Genomic DNA, 16833 nt, shown 5'->3' with positions numbered 1-16833 from the left:
AACTAAAGAGGTCGACGTATGGGACTCAATGGACTGAAGATTGCCACCAAGCTGTGGGCATTTATTGTGTTGGTGATTGCCGCTATCTGTGCGGTGGCCATTGTGGGCTTGCTGCGCAGCGCGAGCATTTTGGCGGAAGGGCGAGCGCACCAGGCCCAGGTGGAAGAGCTGGTGCAAATCTCCACCGAATGGAATGGCCTGACCATGACCAATGCGGCACGCAACCAGGCCATCATGCTGGCCGAAGGTTCTGCGGTGAACGATTCGTTCAAGGACCCGATTACCGCCACCAGTGCCCAGATTGGCGAACTACAGAAAAAGATTGAGGCCATGCCGCTCACCGAGGCGGACAAGGCGCAGATGAAGAAGATCGGGGACCTGCGCAAGGCCGTGATTGACCTGCGTACCAAGGCCCGCGACGCCAAGACGGCGGGCAACGCGGAAGAAGCCCTGAAGATCATGAATGCGCAGTACCTGCCGACCATGGCCGCCTACATCGGGGCCCAAAAGGAGATGGTGGAACTGCAGAAAAAGCAGCTCAACGAGGTCAAGGAAACCACCGAGCGCCGCCGCGGTGCCAACAGCATGGGCATCATGGTGGGGCTGTCCGTGATCATTGCGATGATTTTTGCGGGCACCGCCTGGCTGGTGCGCTCCATCCGTGAGCCCCTGGCCCAGGCCAATGACCTGGCTGCGCGTATTGCCCAGGGCGACTTGAGCTCAGTCATTTCCACCAACCGCGCCGACGAATTTGGCACCCTGCTGGTGTCGCTGCGCGCCATGAACGAGTCGCTGGCCAGCATGGTGTCGCAGGTGCGCAGCAGCACCGACAACATTGCCATTGCCAGTGCCGAAATTGCTACCGGCAACAACGACCTGGCGCAGCGCACCGAGCAAACCTCCAGCAACCTGCAGGCCACCGCCTCCAGCATGGACGGCCTGACCATTACCGTGCAACAAAGTGCCGACAACGCCCGCCAAGCCAGCGGCCTGGCCGCCAGCGCCTCCAGCGTGGCCCAGCGCGGTGGCGAGGTGGTGACCCAGGTGGTCAGCACCATGCAGGAAATTGATGCCAGCAGCAAAAAGATCGCCGACATCATCAGTGTGATCGACGGCATTGCCTTCCAGACCAACATCCTGGCGCTGAACGCGGCGGTGGAAGCCGCGCGTGCCGGTGAGCAGGGCCGTGGTTTTGCGGTGGTGGCCAGCGAAGTGCGCAGCCTGGCCGGGCGCAGCGCCGAAGCGGCCAAGGAAATCAAGGGCCTCATCAGCACCTCGGTCGAGAAGGTTGAGTCCGGTACCAAGCTGGTGACCGACGCGGGCGCCACCATGCAGGAGATTGTGCAAAGCGTGCGCCGCGTGGCCGATGTGATTGGGGAAATCACGGCGGCCGCCAACGAGCAGAGCGCTGGCATTGCCGGTGTCAACCAAGCCATTGGCAACCTAGACCAGATGACGCAGCAAAACGCCGCACTGGTGGAAGAAAGTGCCGCCGCGGCCGAGAGCCTGCGTGAGCAGGCCGACCGCATGAAACAGGCGGTGGCGGTGTTCAAGTTGGGGGCTGCCTCTGAGCGTGGGGTGGTGCTGGCGGCGGTTCCGGTGCGTTCGCAGGCTCCCAAGGTGCCGCCTTTCAAGGGGCCAGAGCGCCGCAGCGCGGCTGATGCCGGTCCTGCCGCACGGGCAGCGTCGCCCAAACCTGCCCCGGCCAAAGCGCCTGCCGCCAAAAAACCGGTGCCCCCTGTCAACACCACCGCCAAGGTGGTGCCCCACACCTCTACCCGGGTAACGCCTGCCGGTGGCGACGAGGATTGGGAAACTTTTTGAGACGCCAAGGGTCTGCCAAAGACCCGCGGCCAGCACCCGCATCAGGCTTGTGCCTACACTGCGGGCTGCGCTGTTTCAACCCAAGGAGAATGCTGTGCTCGATGCTTTGAAAAATGAAGTGATGTCCCTGTTGCCCGGTCAATCCACCGAAGACGGGGCCACCCGCCGTACCGCCCTCAAGGCGGCGCTGGGCGTGGGTTATGCCGCCACCGCTATGCCCATCATGGCGCAAACCGCCATCAAGACACCTGCCACCGGTTTGGCCGCGGGAGAGGGTATTTTTGATGTGGATGGTTTTACGGTGCCCTTTTATTACGCCGCACCGGAGGGCAAAAAGAACCTGCCCATCGTGTTGGTGGTGCAAGAGATTTTTGGTGTGCACGAATACATCGCCGACACCTGCCGTCGTTTTGCCAAGGCCGGTTATCTCGCCATTGCCCCCGATTTGTTCGCCCGCCAGGGTGACGCTTCCAAGTACACCGACATTGGCAAGCTGATTGCTGAAGTGGTGTCCAAGGTACCGGATGACCAGGTCATGGGCGATCTGGATGCGGCGATAGCCTGGGCTGGTGAAAACGGGGGGAACGTCAAGAAAGTTGCTGTCACCGGTTTCTGCTGGGGTGGTCGCATTACCTGGTTGTATGCCGCGTACAACAAAAACGTCAAAGCCGGTGTGGCCTGGTATGGCCGTTTGGTCGGTGCCAGCAACGCAGTGAATCCCAAACACCCGGTGGAACTGGCCGCTTCGCTGAAAGCACCTGTCCTCGGCCTGTACGGCGGCCAGGACGGCGGCATTCCGCTGACCACCGTGAATGAAATGAAGGATGCGTTGGCCGCGGCCAAGGGCAATGCGGCGGCGCAGGCTTCCGAGTTTGTGGTGTACCCCACGGCGCCCCACGCCTTCCATGCTGACTACCGCCCCAGCTTCCGCAAAGATGCGGCAGAGGACGGTTTTGCGCGCGCGCTGGCCTGGTTCAAAGCGAAGGGTGTGGCTTGACGCTGATTGCAATCTTGATGGGAACCCTGGCGGCCGGCATTGGAAGTGTGTGGCTGGCCGCCGCCCTGAGTTTTGGCGCCCTGGGGCGCTACACCCAGCACATGTTGAGCCTGGCGGCCGGGGCCTTGATGGCCACGGCCTTCATGCACCTGTTGCCCGAGGCCTTTGAGAGTCAGGCCGGTGCGCGGGACCTGTTTCTGGTGCTGCTGGTGGGGCTGGTATTTTTCTTTTTGCTGGACAAGGCCGAGCTGTGGCACCACGGCCATGAGCACCACCACCACGCGGCAGACGCAGGCCCGGCGGACCACGACCATGGGCATGGGGCACACGACCACCATCACCACGGCCATGCGCATGCCGCAACCAATCGCCCGGCCGGCGCCTGGGCGGTGTTGGCGGGGGACAGCGTGCATTGTTTTGGCGATGGGGTGTTGATCGCCTCGGCATTTATGGCGGACATGCGCCTGGGCGTGATTGCCTCGCTGGCCGTGCTGGCCCATGAGGTGCCGCACCACATGGGCGACCTGGTGGTGCTGCGGGCTGGCACCGCCAGCCGCCGCGCAGCGCTGACCAAGGTGTCCTTGGCTGGTGCCGTCACCGCCATTGGCGGGTTCACCGGTTATTGGCTGGTGGATCAGTTGCAGGACTACCTGCCGTTTTTTCTGGTGGTGGCGTCCAGCAGCTTCATTTATGTGGCACTGGCCGACCTGATTCCGCAGCTACAAAAACGCCTGAGCGCGCGCGAAACCACGGCGCAGATCGCCTGGCTGTTGGCCGGCATTGCCCTGGTCACGCTGGTCAGCGGCCTGGCCCACGCGCACTAGCGCACACCGATACGCAGGTTGCTGATGTGGCAATGGCAACTGGCAGACAGTGAGCTGGCCGAGGTGCAGCAGCAGGGGGAGCGGGTGTGTTTGCACCTTTCTGCCGTGACGGCACGGGCCCTGGGCGCGCCCTCCAGCTGGGGCTATGCCCTGGTTGTGGCGCTGGACCTGGAGCAGGCCAACGTGCAGCAGTACGACACACACGCCTTGGGCCGCATCGCCGAAGGGCGCCTTAGCCCGGCGGGCCAGCCGCTCGCGCATTTGCCGCTGCCCGGTGGTGGACAGGGCCTTACCGAACTCCATCTGCGTTTTGCCAATGGCGCGGTTCTGCAGCTCACCGCACAGGCATGGCAATGCCGCTTTGTGGCGGAGCCCCGGTTTCGCGAGTCCTACGCCTGCTGAAACAGCAAAATCCCGGTTTTCAAACAGGGTTTTTGAGTCTAGTTAAATCAATCGTTTGATTTATTTGGCTAGAATCCGCGGCATGTCCCTTGCCCCGAATTCTGAAACCAGCGCACTTCCCGCGGGCAGCGCCACGCCCAAACCGCTGCGCAGCGATGGCCAGGAGGCCCGTACCCGCTTGCTCGATGCGGCGCTGGTGCTGTTTGCCGACAAGGGGTTTGCCAAGACGTCCACACGCGAAATCGCCCTGGCCGCCCAGGTCAATGTGGCCTCCATCAGTTATTACTTTGGCGACAAGGCCGGCCTGTACCGCGCCGTGTTCACCGACCCGCGCAGCAACCCCAGTGTGGAGCCTGCCAGCATCGACCACCCCGACCAAAGTTTGGCGGATTCGCTGCGTGCCATGCTGGACACCTTCACCGAACCCATGAAAAACGGCGTGGCCATGCAGAACTGCATGAAGCTGCACATCCGCGAGATGCTGGAGCCCACCGGCCTGTGGCAGGCCGAGATTGACGACAACATCAAACCCGCCCACATGGCGCTGGTGCAGATGTTGTGCCGCCATCTGGGTGTCACACAGGCCGACGACGATGTGCACCGCCTGGCCTTCTCCATCGTCGGGCTGGGCATGATCTTGCATGTGGGCAGCGACGTGATCCAGGCCATCCGCCCCGCGCTGATTGGCTCGCCTGCGGCGATTGACGCCTACGCCGAACACATGCTGGTAGCAGCCTTGTCCATGGTGGAGGGCGAAGCGCGCCACCGCCAGGCCCTGTCGTCCACCGCCGCTTTACCGTAACCCGACCTTTCTCTACCCCCATGGCACTTCATTTGCACCCACGCACCCCCATGCAACTCCTTGCTTCGCGCGGCACGCCCCGCCACCTCTCTGGTTTGGTTTTGTCGGCGTGTGTGCTCGCACTCTCCGGCTGCGCCATCACCATGCCCGCCACCCAGGTGGACGCCCCGGTCACCGCGCAGTGGCAGGCGCCCTTGCCGCACCAGGGCACCGTGGGCAGTTTGGCCCAGTGGTGGCAGCAGCAGGGCGACCCCGTGCTGGTGGAGCTGATCGAAGCCGCGCAAGCGGTGAGCCCCTCGGTGGCGCAGGCCATGGCCCGGGTGGAGTCGGCCCGCGCCCAGCGCACCACCGCCAGTGCGGCCTTGTTGCCCAAGGTGGATGCCTCGGTGGCGGCCAGCCGTGGCGTGAGCCAGCCCAATGTGCCCGTCGCCACCACCCAAACCATCGGCCTGCAAGCCGCCTGGGAGCTGGACCTGGTGGGGGCCAACCGCGCCGTGAGCAAAGCCGCCGACGCCCAGCTGCAAGGCACCCAGGCCCAGTGGCACGATGCCCGCGTGGCCGTAGCCGCCGAAGTGGCCAACACCTACTACAGCCTGTCCACCTGCTACCAGCTGCTGGACGTGGCCCGCAAAGACGCGGCCTCGCGCCAGGAAACAGCGCGCCTGGCCGACATCAGCGCCAAGGCCGGCTTCACCGCACCGTCGGTGTCGGCCCTGGCCCGCGCCAGCGCGGCCGATGGCAGCAGCCGTGTGACGCAGCAAGCTGCGGCCTGCGAGATTGACACCAAAGCCCTGGTGGCACTGACCGGTGTAGCCGAAGCAGATTTGAAGAAAAAACTGGCCCTAGCCCTTGCCAAACCTGCGCAAGCAGCTCCTCTTTCGATAGCAAGTGTGCCGGCCCAGACGCTCACCCAGCGCCCCGACGTATTCGCCGCCGAGCGCGATGTGGTGGTGGCCAGTGCCCAGGTGGGCAGCGCCAAGGCCCAGCGTTATCCGCGCCTGACCTTGAGCGGCAATGTGGGCGCCCTGCGTTACAGCAGCATGGGCACCGAGACGAACCTGGACACCTGGTCTTTTGGCCCGCTGGCGCTGACCCTGCCGATCTTTGACGGCGGTGCGCGCAAGGCCAATGTGGTGGCTGCCGAGGCCAGCTACACCCAGGCCGTGGCCGTGTACCGCGCCAAGGTGCGCCAGGCCGTGCGCGAGGTGGAAGAAGCCCTGGTCAACCTGCAAAGCACCGATGCGCGCAAGCAGGACTCCGAGGTGTCCACCCAGGGTTATGCCGAATCGCTGGCGGCCACGCAGTCGCGTTATGGCCAGGGCCTGGCCAACCTGGTGGAACTGGAAGACGCCCGCCGCTCGGCGCTGGCCTCCCAGTCGGCCCAGCTGTCCCTGGCCCTGGAGCGCAACCGCGCCTGGGTCGCGCTGTACCGCGCCCTGGGTGGCGGTTTTGAGCCTGCCAACTGAATTCCACTTTTTGTCTGATTGATTTTTAGCGAGACCTCACCATGAACCGTCTTTTGAACCGCCTCTCTTTCCAACCGCTACCCCTGGGCCTGATGGCTGCGGGTCTGCTCACCCTGGCCGGCCTGGGCCTGTTTGCCACACGCAGCCAGGCGGCTGATGAGGCCAAACCCGGTGCCAGCACCGCCACCAAGCCCTCGCTCACCGTGGTCACTACCCAGGCGCAGAGCGGCATGTTGCCCATCAAGCTGGCCGCCAATGGCAGCGTGGCCGCCTGGCAAGAAGCCAGCGTGGGGACCGAGGTGAGTGGCTTGCGTGTGCAGGAGCTGCACGCCGCCGTGGGCGACCACGTGCAACGCGGCCAGGTGCTGGCCACCTTTGCTGCCGAGAGTGTGCAGGCCGATGTAGCGCTGGCCCGCGCCGCGGTGTCTGAAGCGCAGGCCAATGCGGCCGAAGCCCTGGCTAACGCCGACCGTGCCCGTGCCGTGCAGGGCACCGGCGCCTTGAGCGCCCAGCAGGTCAACCAGTACCTCACCGCCGAACTCACCGCCAAGGCGCGCGTGGAGTCGGCCAAGGCCCAGCTCGATTCGCAGCTGCTGCGTCTCAAGCACACCCAACTGCTGGCCCCCGACAGCGGCACTATTTCCTCACGCACCGCTTCGGTCGGCTCCGTGGTGGGCGCGGGTACCGAGATGTTCAAGCTGATCCGCCAGAGCCGCCTGGAGTGGCGCGGTGAAGTGACCTCGGCCGAACTGGGCCGCATTACCGTGGGCACCAACGTATTGGTCACCTCGCCCAGCGGCGCGCAGCTCAAGGGCCGGGTGCGCATGCTTGCGCCCACGGTGGACGCTGCCACCCGCAACGGCACGGTGTATGTGGACCTGACGGGCGCTGCGGTGGGTGCCAAGGCCGCGCCGGGCGCGTTCAAACCCGGCATGTATGCGCGCGGTGAATTCGAACTCGGCAGCTCTGGTGCGCTGACCGTGCCGCAGACCGCGGTGGTGGTGCGCGATGGCTTCAGTTATGTGTACCGCGTGGGTGCGGACAACCGCATTGCCCAGCTCAAGGTACAGACCGGCCGTGTGGTTGGCGACCAGATTGAAGTGCAAAGCGGCGTGAAGCCCGAGGACAAGCTGGTGGCCACCGGTGGCAGCTTCCTGAGCGAAGGTGACCTGGTCAAGGTGGTGGAGGCGCCCAAGGCGGTTTCCAAGCCAAAAGAGGCTGTGGTGCCCGCCAATACTGCGCAAGCAGCTACTAAATAAGGAGCAAAACATATGAATGTTTCTGCTTGGTCCATTAAAAACCCGATACCGGCGGTCATGCTGTTTGTGCTGCTGACGCTGGCCGGCATCATGTCCTTCAACGCCATGAAGGTACAGCAGTTCCCCGATCTGGAGCTGCCCACCGTCACCGTGTCCGCCAGCCTGCCCGGTGCCGCGCCGGCGCAGCTGGAAACCGAAGTGGCGCGCAAACTGGAAAACGCCATTGCGCCGCTGCAGGGGTTGAAAAACATCTACACCCGCGTCTCCGACGGCAATGTGTCGGTGACCGCCGAGTTCCGCCTGGAGAAGGCGACGCAAGAGGCCGTGGACGATGTGCGTAGCGCGGTGCAGCAGGTGCGCAGCGACCTGCCCAGCGATGTGCGCGACCCCATCGTGAGCAAGATGAACCTGTCGGGCGCGCCCATCCTGGCGTTCACCATCCGCTCCAGCAACATGGACGACGAGGCGCTGAGCTGGTTTGTGGACAACACCATTTCGCGCGCTCTGCTGGGCGTGCGCGGTGTGGGCTCGGTGGTACGCGTGGGTGGTGTGACGCGGGAGGTGCAAGTGGCACTGGACCCGATCAAGCTGCAGGCGCTGGGCGCCACCGCGGCTGACATCTCGCGCCAGCTGAAGGCCGTGCAGACCGAGAGTGCTGGCGGCCGTGCCGACTTGGGTGGATCGGAGCAACCCATGCGCACCCTGGCCACCGTGGCCACGGTGGAAGAGTTATCGCGCCTGGAGCTGAGCCTGTCCAGCGGCAAACGCGTGCGCCTGGACGAGGTGGCCACTGTCAAGGACACGGTTGCCGAGCAGCGCAGCCTGGCTTTGCTCAACGGCAAGCCGGTGGTGGGGTTTGAGATTACCCGCAGCAAAGGCGCCAGCGAAGTGGAAGTGGGCGCTGCTGTGCAAAAGGCACTGGCGGAGCTGAAGGTGCAACACCCCGATCTGGAACTGACCCAGGCCTTTGACTTTGTGACACCGGTGCAGGAGGAGTTCGACGCCTCCATGACCATGCTGTACGAAGGTGCGGTGCTGGCGGTGATTGTGGTGTGGTTCTTCCTGCGCAGCTGGCGTGCCACGCTGGTGTCTGCTGTGGCCTTGCCACTGTCCGCCATTCCTGCCTTCATAGGCATGAACTACATGGGCTTCACGACCAACATCGTGACGCTCTTGGCGCTGTCGCTGGTCATCGGCATTTTGGTGGACGACGCGATTGTGGAAGTGGAAAACATCGAGCGCCACCTGCGTATGGGCAAGACGCCCTACCAGGCCGCGATGGAAGCGGCCGATGAAATTGGCCTGGCCGTGATCGCCACCACCTTTGCGCTGATTGCTGTGTTTCTGCCCACCGCCTTTATGAGTGGTGTGGTCGGCAAGTTCTTCAAGCAGTTTGGCTGGACCGCGGTGTTTGCGGTGTTCGCATCACTGGTGGTGGCGCGGGTGCTCACGCCCATGATGGCCGCCTACATCATGAAACCCTCCACCCATGTGCACGAAGAGCCGGTGTGGATGCCGCTGTACCTGCGCATGACACGCTGGACGCTGAGCCACCGCTGGATCACCATGTTTGCGGCCATCGGATTTTTTGTCGGCTCCTTGTTCCTGGTACCCCTGATTCCCAGCGGTTTTATTCCGCCCGACGACAACTCGCAAACCCAGGTCTATGTGGAACTGGCCCCAGGCAGCACCCTGAGCCAGACCTATGCCGCGGCCGAACACGCGCGCAGCCTGATTGGCAAGGTTGAGCATGTGAAGACGGTGTACACCACCATTGGTGGTGGTGCCGTAGGGTCGGATCCGTTCCAGGGCGGCTCCACCAGCGAGGTGCGCAAGGCCACGCTGACCGTGCTGCTGGACGAACGCGGTGCACGCCCGGTCAAACAAGTGATCGAGAGCCAGATGCGCAGCGCGTTGGCCGAGTTGCCAGGGGCCCGCTTCAAGGTGGGCCTGGGTGGTTCGGGCGAGAAGTACCAGCTCGCCCTCAAGGGTGAAGACCCCGTAGCATTAGCGCAAGCCGCCGCCGCCGTGGAGCGCGACCTGCGCAAGATTCCGGGCCTGGGCAACATCAGCTCTAGCGCCAGCCTGACACGCGCCGAAATCGCCATCCGCCCCGACTTCGGCAAGGCCGCCGACATGGGCGTGACCAGCAGCGCGATTGCCGAGACACTGCGAATTGCCACCGTGGGTGACTACGAGTCGGCGCTGTCCAAGCTCAACCTGAGCCAGCGCCAGGTGCCTATCGTCGTTAAGCTCGACACCGATGCGCGCCAGGACCTGGAACTGCTGGGCCGCCTGATGGTGCCCGGCGTCAAGGGCCCGGTGATGCTGAGCCAGGTGGCGGCACTCGAAATGTCGGGCGGTCCCGCCGTGATCAGCCGCCTGAACCGCGTGCGCAACGTGAACTTTGAAGTGGAACTCTCCGGCGTGCCGCTGGGCGAGGTGACCGAGGCTGTGGCCAAGCTGCCCAGCATCGTGAACATGCCGGCTGGCGTGCAGCAGCTGGAGGTGGGCGACGCCGAAGTGCAGGCCGAGATGGTGGCCGGTTTTGGCCTGGCCATGCTGACTGGCGTGTTGTGTATCTACATCGTGCTGGTGTTGCTGTTCAAGGACTTCTTGCACCCGATCTCCATCATCCCCGCGGTGATCCTGTCGTTTGGTGGTGCCTTCATCGGCCTGCTGGTCACTGGCAAGATGTTGTCCATGCCGTCGTTCATCGGGCTGGTGATGCTGATTGGGGTGTCGACCAAGAACTCGATTCTGCTTGTGGAGTACGCCATCATGGCGCGCCGTGACTTGGGCATGACCCGTTTTGACGCGTTGATTGACGCCTGCCACAAGCGTGCCCGTCCCATCATCATGACCACCATCGCCATGGTGGCCGGCATGTTGCCGCTGGTGGTGGGTCTGGGTAGTGCCGACAACAGCTTCCGCGCGCCCATGGCGGCGGCGGTGATTGGGGGCCTCATCACCTCCACCATCTTGAGCCTGTTGGTCACCCCCAGCTTCTTCACCATCGTGGACGACATCGAACACTTTGTCGGCCGCCTCAAGCGCCTGGTGTTGCGCCAGCCCGCAGTGCCAGCGGTCCCGGCCGCGGTGGCCGAGTCGCACTGAGTGGGTGTCAGTCTTCAGCGTCGCTGTGCGGCGCTGGCGCCACACGCGGCAGCGTGATGGTGATGGTGGTGCCCGCGCCTTGCACCGAGTCCACATGCAGGCTGCCGCCCAGCGTGGACTTGACCAGGTTGTCCACGATGGACATGCCCAGGCCGGTGCCACCGCTGCCAATGCGGGTGCTGAAGAAGGGCATGAACATCTTCTCCAGCGTTTCGGGTGCAATGCCGCGGCCGTTGTCTTGGCACACCAGCGTCACCTCGCTGTCGGTGGCACTGGCGCGCAGTTGCACCGTGCCCTGGGCCATGCCCTCAAAGGCGTGCAGGTAGGCGTTGTTCACCAAGTTGATGACCACCTGGCCTAGCGGGCCGGGGTAGCTGTCCATGGTGATGCCTTCGGGCACGTCCAGCGTCACGGCATGGGCCTCGCGCTTGAGGCTGGGCGTCAGCGTGTGCAGCACTTCGCCCAGCACTTTGCGCAGGTCAAACTCGCGGCGCTGTTCGCTGGCCTGGTCGGCCGCTACCTGGCGGAAGTTTTTGAGCAGGGCCACGGCACGCTCCAGGTTGCGCATCAGCAGAGCATTGCCCTCGCGCACCTGGGTGATGAACTCGGTTAAAGCGGAGCGGCGCAGGGTACCGGAGTCCAGTAGGGTCTGAAAGTGCCGGGCCTGGTCGGCCAGGGTGCTGGCGGTCATCAGGCTGTTGCCCATGGGTGTGCCCATCTCGTGGGAGACGCTGGCAATCAGCGTGCCCAGCGTGGCGCGCGCCTCGCTGCGGGTCACCTCTTCTTGCATGCGTTGCTCCAGCGATGCATTGAGCTGGCGGATGCGCTCTTCGGTTTCCTTGCGCTCGGTAATCTCCAGGTTGGTGCCGCCCAGGACTAGCGGTTTGCCATCGGCATCACGCTCCAGCAGCCGGGCACGTGCGCCAATCCAGATCCAGTGGCCTTGCTGGTGGCGGATGCGGTATTCGTAATCGAAATGCGTGGTCTTGCCCGCAAAGTGCTCGTTCAGTGCCACAAAGAAGCGCTGCAGGTCGTCGGGGTGGGTCAGTTCCAGCCAACGCGCGTAGAGGTTGGGGCCCAGCTCGGCCGTGGTGTAGCCGGCCATGGTGCCCCAGCGTTCGCTGACCTGCAGCGTGCGCGTGGCGTAGTTGAACTCCCAGCTCGCCACGCCCGTGCCTTCCATGATGTTTTGCAGGCGGCTTTGCTCCAACGCCAGTGCCTCGCGGGCGCGCGAGGCACGGTGCCGTGCGAATTCGATGCTGCGCCGGTAACGCTGGGCCCGCCACACCGCGGCCGTAATGAGCCCGGTGAGCAGCAGGCCCGCGCCCAGCACATAGGGCGCGTAGCTGGAGGTCAGGTCCGCATAAAACGCGGGCCGGGGGTGCAGCACCACCTGCCAGGGGCGGGTGGCCACGTCCAGCGCCACCACAAAGTCGTTGTGGTTTTTTTCTGCCCGGTGGGCCTCGCTAGGGGTGTCTTCGGCGGCAGTGCCCAGTCGCGCATAAATCGCTTCGGTGTGGGCGCGTGCGGCACCCTCCAGGTCGTAAACCATCAGGTCCATGCCAACCAGGTTTGCGCGGTTGCCGGCATCGCGCAGCAGGGCGTGCAGGGGCACGATAGATTCCACAAACCCACGGTGGCGCACGATGGCGTCGGTGGTGACATCCCGTTCGTATACCGGCGCAGTTATGGCAATGGCGGGTACCCCGGCACCGTCGTGGCTGGGGCTGACCACCGGAAACACCGCCGACGCCACCGGCCTGCCAATCACACGTGCCTGCTGCTCATGGGCCGCCTCACTGCCACCGGCGGGCAACCAGCGAATGGCAGAGAGCGTGTGCAGGTCTGCCATGACCCGTCGGCTCAGCAAGTCGAACTGTTTGCGCTGCACCTGGGGCTGGCTCTCCACCACCAGGCTGATGTTGTGGGTGGCTTCCACGGTGCGGTGGATGTCCAGCTCCAGCACGTCTTGCACGGTGCGCGCGCTGGCGGTGTGGATGTTTTGCAGGCGCAGTGCTTCGGTTTGCCGCAGGCCCACAAAGGCCAGAGCACTGCACAGCGTGCCAATGCCCAGCACAAAGGCCAACACCAGCACATCAGGCAGCGGCTTGCTGCCCGGAGTGGGCGAGGGGTGGGACTCGGGCGCCATGGTCCCGCAGTGTAGTGCTGCCCGTGCAGCAGCGAAAGTCCGGGGGCTTTGGCCGGTTTAGCCCTGCGCGACCGGGCGCGTGGCATCGCTGCACCACTCGCTCCAGCTGCCGGCAAACAGTGCGGTGCCGCCCAGGCCCGCAATCTCCATGGCCAGCACATTGGGCACGGCACTCACGCCACTGCCGCAGTGGTGCACCACGTCTTGCGGCGGGCGCTGGCCCAGCAGGGCTTCAAATTCGGCACGCAACACCGCCGCGGGTTTGAACAGGCCATCGGGCCCCAGGTTGCTGCTGAACACGCGGTTCAGCGCGCCGGGAATATGGCCGGCCACCGGGTCGATTGGCTCCACCTCACCGCGAAAACGCGGTGCGCCGCGCGCGTCGATGATGTGTTGGTGGTTCTGGCCCAGATTGCGCAGCACCGTGTCCACACCCACCAGCGTCACCAGCGGGTCGGCCACGGCAAAGGTGGTGGTCGCGCGGGGCGCCTCGGCACCACTGGCCACCGCGCCGCCCGCCGCTTGCCAGGCCTGAAAGCCGCCGTCCAGCACCGCCACATTGGCATGGCCCAGCCACTTGAGCATCCACCACAGGCGGCCGCAGTAGTTGGCTCCCTGGCGGTCGTACACCACCACCTGGTCGCTGCTGCGCAAGCCCACGCTGCCCAGCCATACAGCAAACTTTTCACGCGCGGGCAGGGGGTGGCGCCCACCCGATGTGGCACCCGTGACGGCTGGGTCGCCTTTGGCGCTGAGGTTGTTGTCCAAGTGTGCGTAGAGTGCACCGGCAATGTGGCTCTCGGCGTACTGCGCCGGGCCTTGTGCGGGCTGCATCAGGTCGCAGCTGCAGTCGAAGATGACGGCAGGTGTGGCGCTGGCTTGCAGGGCTTGGAGTTGGGCGACGGAGATGAGGGTGGTGTAGGCCATAGTGATCTCATTATCTATTCGCTGAGGTACTGTTGCTTGCGCGCGCTGGGCTACGTGGCGTATACCCGGTGGCCTCATCCGTCTGCTGCGCAGCCGGGAAATCGGCTACCGGGTAAGCGCCACATAGCCTGGGTGTTGGGGCTTACGATATGAAGAGTATCGAGGTTGACGGCCGGTATGGGGCGGAAGCAGACCTTCAGCGTCGCCACTATCATGGCCGACATCAGAATGCATGAGGAGCACAGGATGGTGAGAACTCGCGCTGACACGGAAAATCACATTCGAGCGTCACTTGTCGGGAGTCATCTGCAGAAGGTGACCTATGCGGTCACTTATTGGGAGTTGCAGTTTGAAGGTAGAGACGAAATGGTCTTGGTCGCTGCAGAACTTGCTGCAACTGGACAGACTGAGCTCGAAAAGGAATCAAAACAGGCGTTGCTTGTTGGAAGCCAGCTACTTTCACTAACGAATACATCCGCGGTGTCTGAGGTTTCTCTTTACCGAAATGGAGACCTCATGGTTGCGTTCATGGGCGGGGGCAACATCCGGGCTCTAGGTACGGTTCAGTCTGTAGATTGGACTTGGTCCGTAACGTCACCGGCTTTTGAATTCACCTGCGATGGCCCGTTTATTGATTGAGGGCATGCATTACAACAGGTCGTTCTTATGATGCGGCAACGCAGCCCCATAACTTCGGCGTCAACAACCGCTTCCGAGCTCAGTGAATGTCTGCAGTCAGTCCGAACCGCTCAATGCTCTTCCGCCGGTGTATTCGGCATAGCCCGAGACCGCAGCACGGTGGCCAGCACACCGCTGACCACAATCACGGCGATGCCCAGCCAGCCCATGGGGGCGATCTTGTCGCCAAACAGCAGCAGGCTGAACAGGGCGGCAAACACAATGCCGGAGTACTGCATGCTGGCCACGACCAGCGTGGCGCCCTTGCGGTAGGCGCGTGTCATGCACCATTGGCCTAGCGAGGCCAGGATACCGATGGGGATGACCCACAGCGCGTCCTGCAGGCGCACCTCGGACCAAGGTGTCACGTCGGTAAACAGCAGACCCACGGCGCCGACCAGGGCGGTGCCTACCGAGAAATAAAACACTGTGCGTTCTTCGGGCTCGCCCACCTTGCCCAGCGCGGTGACCTGCATATAGGCCAGCGCCGCGCCCATGCCCGATAGCAGACCGATGACACCGGCGAACAGCTGGTTCTGGTCGATGGTGGGGCGCAAGGTCATGACCACACCCACAAACCCCAGTAGCACCGTGCCCAGCAATGGGCCTTGTTTTTGTGCGTCGCCATAGAGCAGGGCGCCGCCCACGATGAAGGCAGCCACCCACACGCCGCTCATGTAGTTAAGCGTCATGGCGGTGGCCAGGGGCAGGTGGGCAATGGCGTAGAACCAGGCGCTGAGCGAGAGCACGCCGATGGTGCTGCGCCAGACGTGCATCATGGGCACGGGGGTGCGCAGCGTGGCGCCACGGGCGCGCACCACGATGGCCATGAACACCATGCTGACCAGGCCCCGGTAGAACACCAGCTCCAGCGTTTCAAAGCTGTTGGACGCATATTTGATGCCCACGGCCATGAGCGCAAACCAGAACGAGGCGAGAACCATCCACAAGGCTTGCATGGGTTTTTACCAGTCAAATAGGGTGCTAAGGCGCATGGATATTGCGCAAGCAGCTATGAAATTAATAGTGATGTAGGGCTCAGGCGGGCAGACCTGAGAGGTCCACCTTGCCGCGGTACCACTCGTGGAAGTGCTGCATACCGTCTTCCATGGGGCTTTGGTAGGGGCCAACTTCGTTGTCGCCGCGCGCCAGCAGGGCGGCACGGCCCGCGTCCATGCGCTCGGCGATTTCGTCGTCCTCGATGCAGGTTTCCATGTAGGCGGCCTGCTGGGCTTCGACGAACTCGCGCTCGAAGGCGGCAATTTCCTCGGGGTAGTAGAACTCGACCATGTTCATGGTTTTGTTCGGCCCCATGGGGTGCAGGGTGGACACGGTGAGCACATGCGGGTACCACTCCACCATGATGTGGGGGTAGTAGGTGAGCCAGATGGCGCCTTGCTTGGGGGGCACGCCGCCGCGGTAGTCCAGCAGCGCGTTTTGCCAGCGTTCGTAAATCGGGGAGCCGCCGGTGGCATCGGCCTTGCCCAGACGGTTGGCCACGCCCACGGTTTGCACCGAATAGTTCTCGTGCATTTCCCAGCGCAGGTCGTCACACGTCACAAACTGGCCCAGGCCCGGGTGGAAGGGCCCTACGTGGTAATCCTCCAGATAGACCTCGATGAAGGTCTTCCAGTTGTAGTTGCACACGTGCATCTCGACCTTGTCGCGCACATAACCCTCAAAACTCAGGTCGGCGCGCGGGCCCATGTTCGCCAGTTGCGCGGCCACATCCACGCCGTTGGCTTCAAACAGCAGGCCGTTCCACTCCTGCAGCTTGTAGTTGTTCAGGCTCAGGCAGGGGTCTTGGGCGAAGTGGGGCGCGCCGATCAGCGTGCCGCTTTGGCTGCCGTTGTGGCCCGCGTGGGCGCCGCTGTAGGTCCAGCGGTGCAGCGGGCAGACGATGTTGCCGCTTTGCATGCCCTTGTCGTCGTGTGTGAGCGAGCCGCGGCCCTTGAGCATGATGGCCTGGCGGTGGCGGCAGACGTTGGAGATGAGTTCGATCCCGCCGGCATTGCGCACCAGTGCGCGCCCCTCGTTCTCTTGCGGCAGGGCGTAGTAGTCCCCCACGTTGGGAACGCTCAGGGAGTGCCCCACGTAGCGGGGCCCTTGCTGAAAGATACTTTGCATTTCAAGCGCGTAGAGCGCCGGGTCAAAGTAGCTTGAAACTGGTAGTTGGCTGTGTGCCTGCTGCAGTTGAAGACTTAAATCAGACATGGGTGACCTGACCTGAAGACTCCCCACAGGGGGGTGCGCCATAGGGTGCGCATGGCGCGCGCGGTAAATGGGAGCCGTCCATCCCAGAAGCGGGAGGCCGGATGCGGGAGGGGCGATTGTACCTGCTTGGGGCATTCGCCTAGGCAAAAGCACCGGGGCTTGGGCCTAAAATCG

Annotated in this window: 13 protein-coding genes; 9 read left to right on the top strand and 4 right to left on the bottom strand. The window is 63.8% G+C overall.

What is annotated here, in order from left to right; translation table 11 throughout:
* Positions 1-18 precede the first annotated feature (18 nt).
* The 8 genes from AC097A_RS02355 to AC097A_RS02320 all read left to right on the top strand — a co-directional run bounded on the left by AC097A_RS02355 (position 19) and on the right by AC097A_RS02320 (position 10691).
* On the top strand, positions 19-1824 hold the full coding sequence (locus tag AC097A_RS02355) for a methyl-accepting chemotaxis protein (protein WP_479619597.1): 1806 nt from the start codon (positions 19-21) through the stop codon (positions 1822-1824).
* A 121-nt stretch (positions 1825-1945) separates the two neighbouring features.
* Positions 1946-2821, top strand: coding sequence for a dienelactone hydrolase family protein (locus tag AC097A_RS02350; protein WP_201740801.1), 876 nt, complete (start codon positions 1946-1948; stop codon positions 2819-2821).
* Positions 2818-3645 (top strand): ZIP family metal transporter, encoded by an 828-nt coding sequence (locus tag AC097A_RS02345; RefSeq protein ID WP_479619596.1) that lies wholly within the window; start codon positions 2818-2820, stop codon positions 3643-3645. Before AC097A_RS02350 ends, AC097A_RS02345 begins: the two co-directional genes overlap by 4 nt.
* Before the next feature lie 24 nt (positions 3646-3669).
* Positions 3670-4047 (top strand): hypothetical protein, encoded by a 378-nt coding sequence (locus tag AC097A_RS02340; RefSeq protein ID WP_479619595.1) that lies wholly within the window; start codon positions 3670-3672, stop codon positions 4045-4047.
* A gap of 82 nt (positions 4048-4129) precedes the next feature.
* Positions 4130-4849: a CerR family C-terminal domain-containing protein gene (locus AC097A_RS02335; RefSeq protein ID WP_479619594.1), complete on the top strand. Its 720-nt coding sequence runs from the start codon at positions 4130-4132 to the stop codon at positions 4847-4849.
* Positions 4850-4899: 50 nt separating this feature from the next.
* The gene (locus AC097A_RS02330) at positions 4900-6315 is read left to right on the top strand and encodes an efflux transporter outer membrane subunit (protein WP_479619593.1); all 1416 of its coding nucleotides are present in this window, start codon (positions 4900-4902) and stop codon (positions 6313-6315) included.
* 41 nt (positions 6316-6356) lie between these two features.
* Positions 6357-7574 (top strand): efflux RND transporter periplasmic adaptor subunit, encoded by a 1218-nt coding sequence (locus AC097A_RS02325; RefSeq protein WP_479619592.1) that lies wholly within the window; start codon positions 6357-6359, stop codon positions 7572-7574.
* 12 nt (positions 7575-7586) lie between these two features.
* The gene (locus AC097A_RS02320; RefSeq protein ID WP_315473343.1) at positions 7587-10691 is read left to right on the top strand and encodes an efflux RND transporter permease subunit; all 3105 of its coding nucleotides are present in this window, start codon (positions 7587-7589) and stop codon (positions 10689-10691) included.
* A 7-nt stretch (positions 10692-10698) separates the two neighbouring features.
* Here the strand turns inward: AC097A_RS02320 and AC097A_RS02315 are convergent, their stop codons facing one another.
* Positions 10699-12840 (bottom strand): ATP-binding protein, encoded by a 2142-nt coding sequence (locus tag AC097A_RS02315; protein ID WP_479619591.1) that lies wholly within the window; start codon positions 12838-12840, stop codon positions 10699-10701.
* Positions 12841-12897: 57 nt separating this feature from the next.
* Positions 12898-13767 (bottom strand): sulfurtransferase, encoded by an 870-nt coding sequence (locus AC097A_RS02310; protein ID WP_479619590.1) that lies wholly within the window; start codon positions 13765-13767, stop codon positions 12898-12900.
* A gap of 213 nt (positions 13768-13980) precedes the next feature.
* Here AC097A_RS02310 and AC097A_RS02305 point away from each other — a divergent pair, with 213 nt between their 5' ends.
* Complete coding sequence (locus tag AC097A_RS02305) at positions 13981-14406, top strand: hypothetical protein (RefSeq protein WP_479619589.1); 426 nt, start codon at positions 13981-13983, stop codon at positions 14404-14406.
* 110 nt (positions 14407-14516) lie between these two features.
* Here the strand turns inward: AC097A_RS02305 and AC097A_RS02300 are convergent, their stop codons facing one another.
* Positions 14517-15404, bottom strand: a complete 888-nt coding sequence (locus AC097A_RS02300; protein WP_479619588.1) for a DMT family transporter — start codon at positions 15402-15404, stop codon at positions 14517-14519.
* 79 nt (positions 15405-15483) lie between these two features.
* A complete protein-coding gene (locus AC097A_RS02295) occupies positions 15484-16659 on the bottom strand; it encodes an aromatic ring-hydroxylating oxygenase subunit alpha (RefSeq protein ID WP_479619587.1) in 1176 nt (391 codons plus the stop codon).
* Positions 16660-16833: the final 174 nt, after the last annotated feature.

The organism is Rhodoferax sp. XS2R6, from assembly GCF_056521365.1.
Note: the sequence above shows the minus strand (reverse complement) of the source record. Positions and strands in the feature narration are given on the sequence as shown.

What these genes read in the sequence shown, in the direction of transcription:
- AC097A_RS02355 (WP_479619597.1), top strand. Translation starts at nt 19, where the DNA reads ATGGGACTCAATGGACTGAAGATTGCCACCAAGCTGTGGGCATTTATT.
- AC097A_RS02350 (WP_201740801.1), top strand. Translation starts at nt 1,946, where the DNA reads ATGTCCCTGTTGCCCGGTCAATCCACCGAAGACGGGGCCACCCGCCGT.
- AC097A_RS02340 (WP_479619595.1), top strand. Translation starts at nt 3,670, where the DNA reads ATGTGGCAATGGCAACTGGCAGACAGTGAGCTGGCCGAGGTGCAGCAG.
- AC097A_RS02335 (WP_479619594.1), top strand. Translation starts at nt 4,130, where the DNA reads ATGTCCCTTGCCCCGAATTCTGAAACCAGCGCACTTCCCGCGGGCAGC.
- AC097A_RS02330 (WP_479619593.1), top strand. Translation starts at nt 4,900, where the DNA reads ATGCAACTCCTTGCTTCGCGCGGCACGCCCCGCCACCTCTCTGGTTTG.
- AC097A_RS02325 (WP_479619592.1), top strand. Translation starts at nt 6,357, where the DNA reads ATGAACCGTCTTTTGAACCGCCTCTCTTTCCAACCGCTACCCCTGGGC.
- AC097A_RS02320 (WP_315473343.1), top strand. Translation starts at nt 7,587, where the DNA reads ATGAATGTTTCTGCTTGGTCCATTAAAAACCCGATACCGGCGGTCATG.
- AC097A_RS02315 (WP_479619591.1), bottom strand. Translation starts at nt 12,840, where the DNA reads ATGGCGCCCGAGTCCCACCCCTCGCCCACTCCGGGCAGCAAGCCGCTG.
- AC097A_RS02310 (WP_479619590.1), bottom strand. Translation starts at nt 13,767, where the DNA reads ATGGCCTACACCACCCTCATCTCCGTCGCCCAACTCCAAGCCCTGCAA.
- AC097A_RS02305 (WP_479619589.1), top strand. Translation starts at nt 13,981, where the DNA reads ATGGCCGACATCAGAATGCATGAGGAGCACAGGATGGTGAGAACTCGC.
- AC097A_RS02300 (WP_479619588.1), bottom strand. Translation starts at nt 15,404, where the DNA reads ATGCAAGCCTTGTGGATGGTTCTCGCCTCGTTCTGGTTTGCGCTCATG.
- AC097A_RS02295 (WP_479619587.1), bottom strand. Translation starts at nt 16,659, where the DNA reads ATGTCTGATTTAAGTCTTCAACTGCAGCAGGCACACAGCCAACTACCA.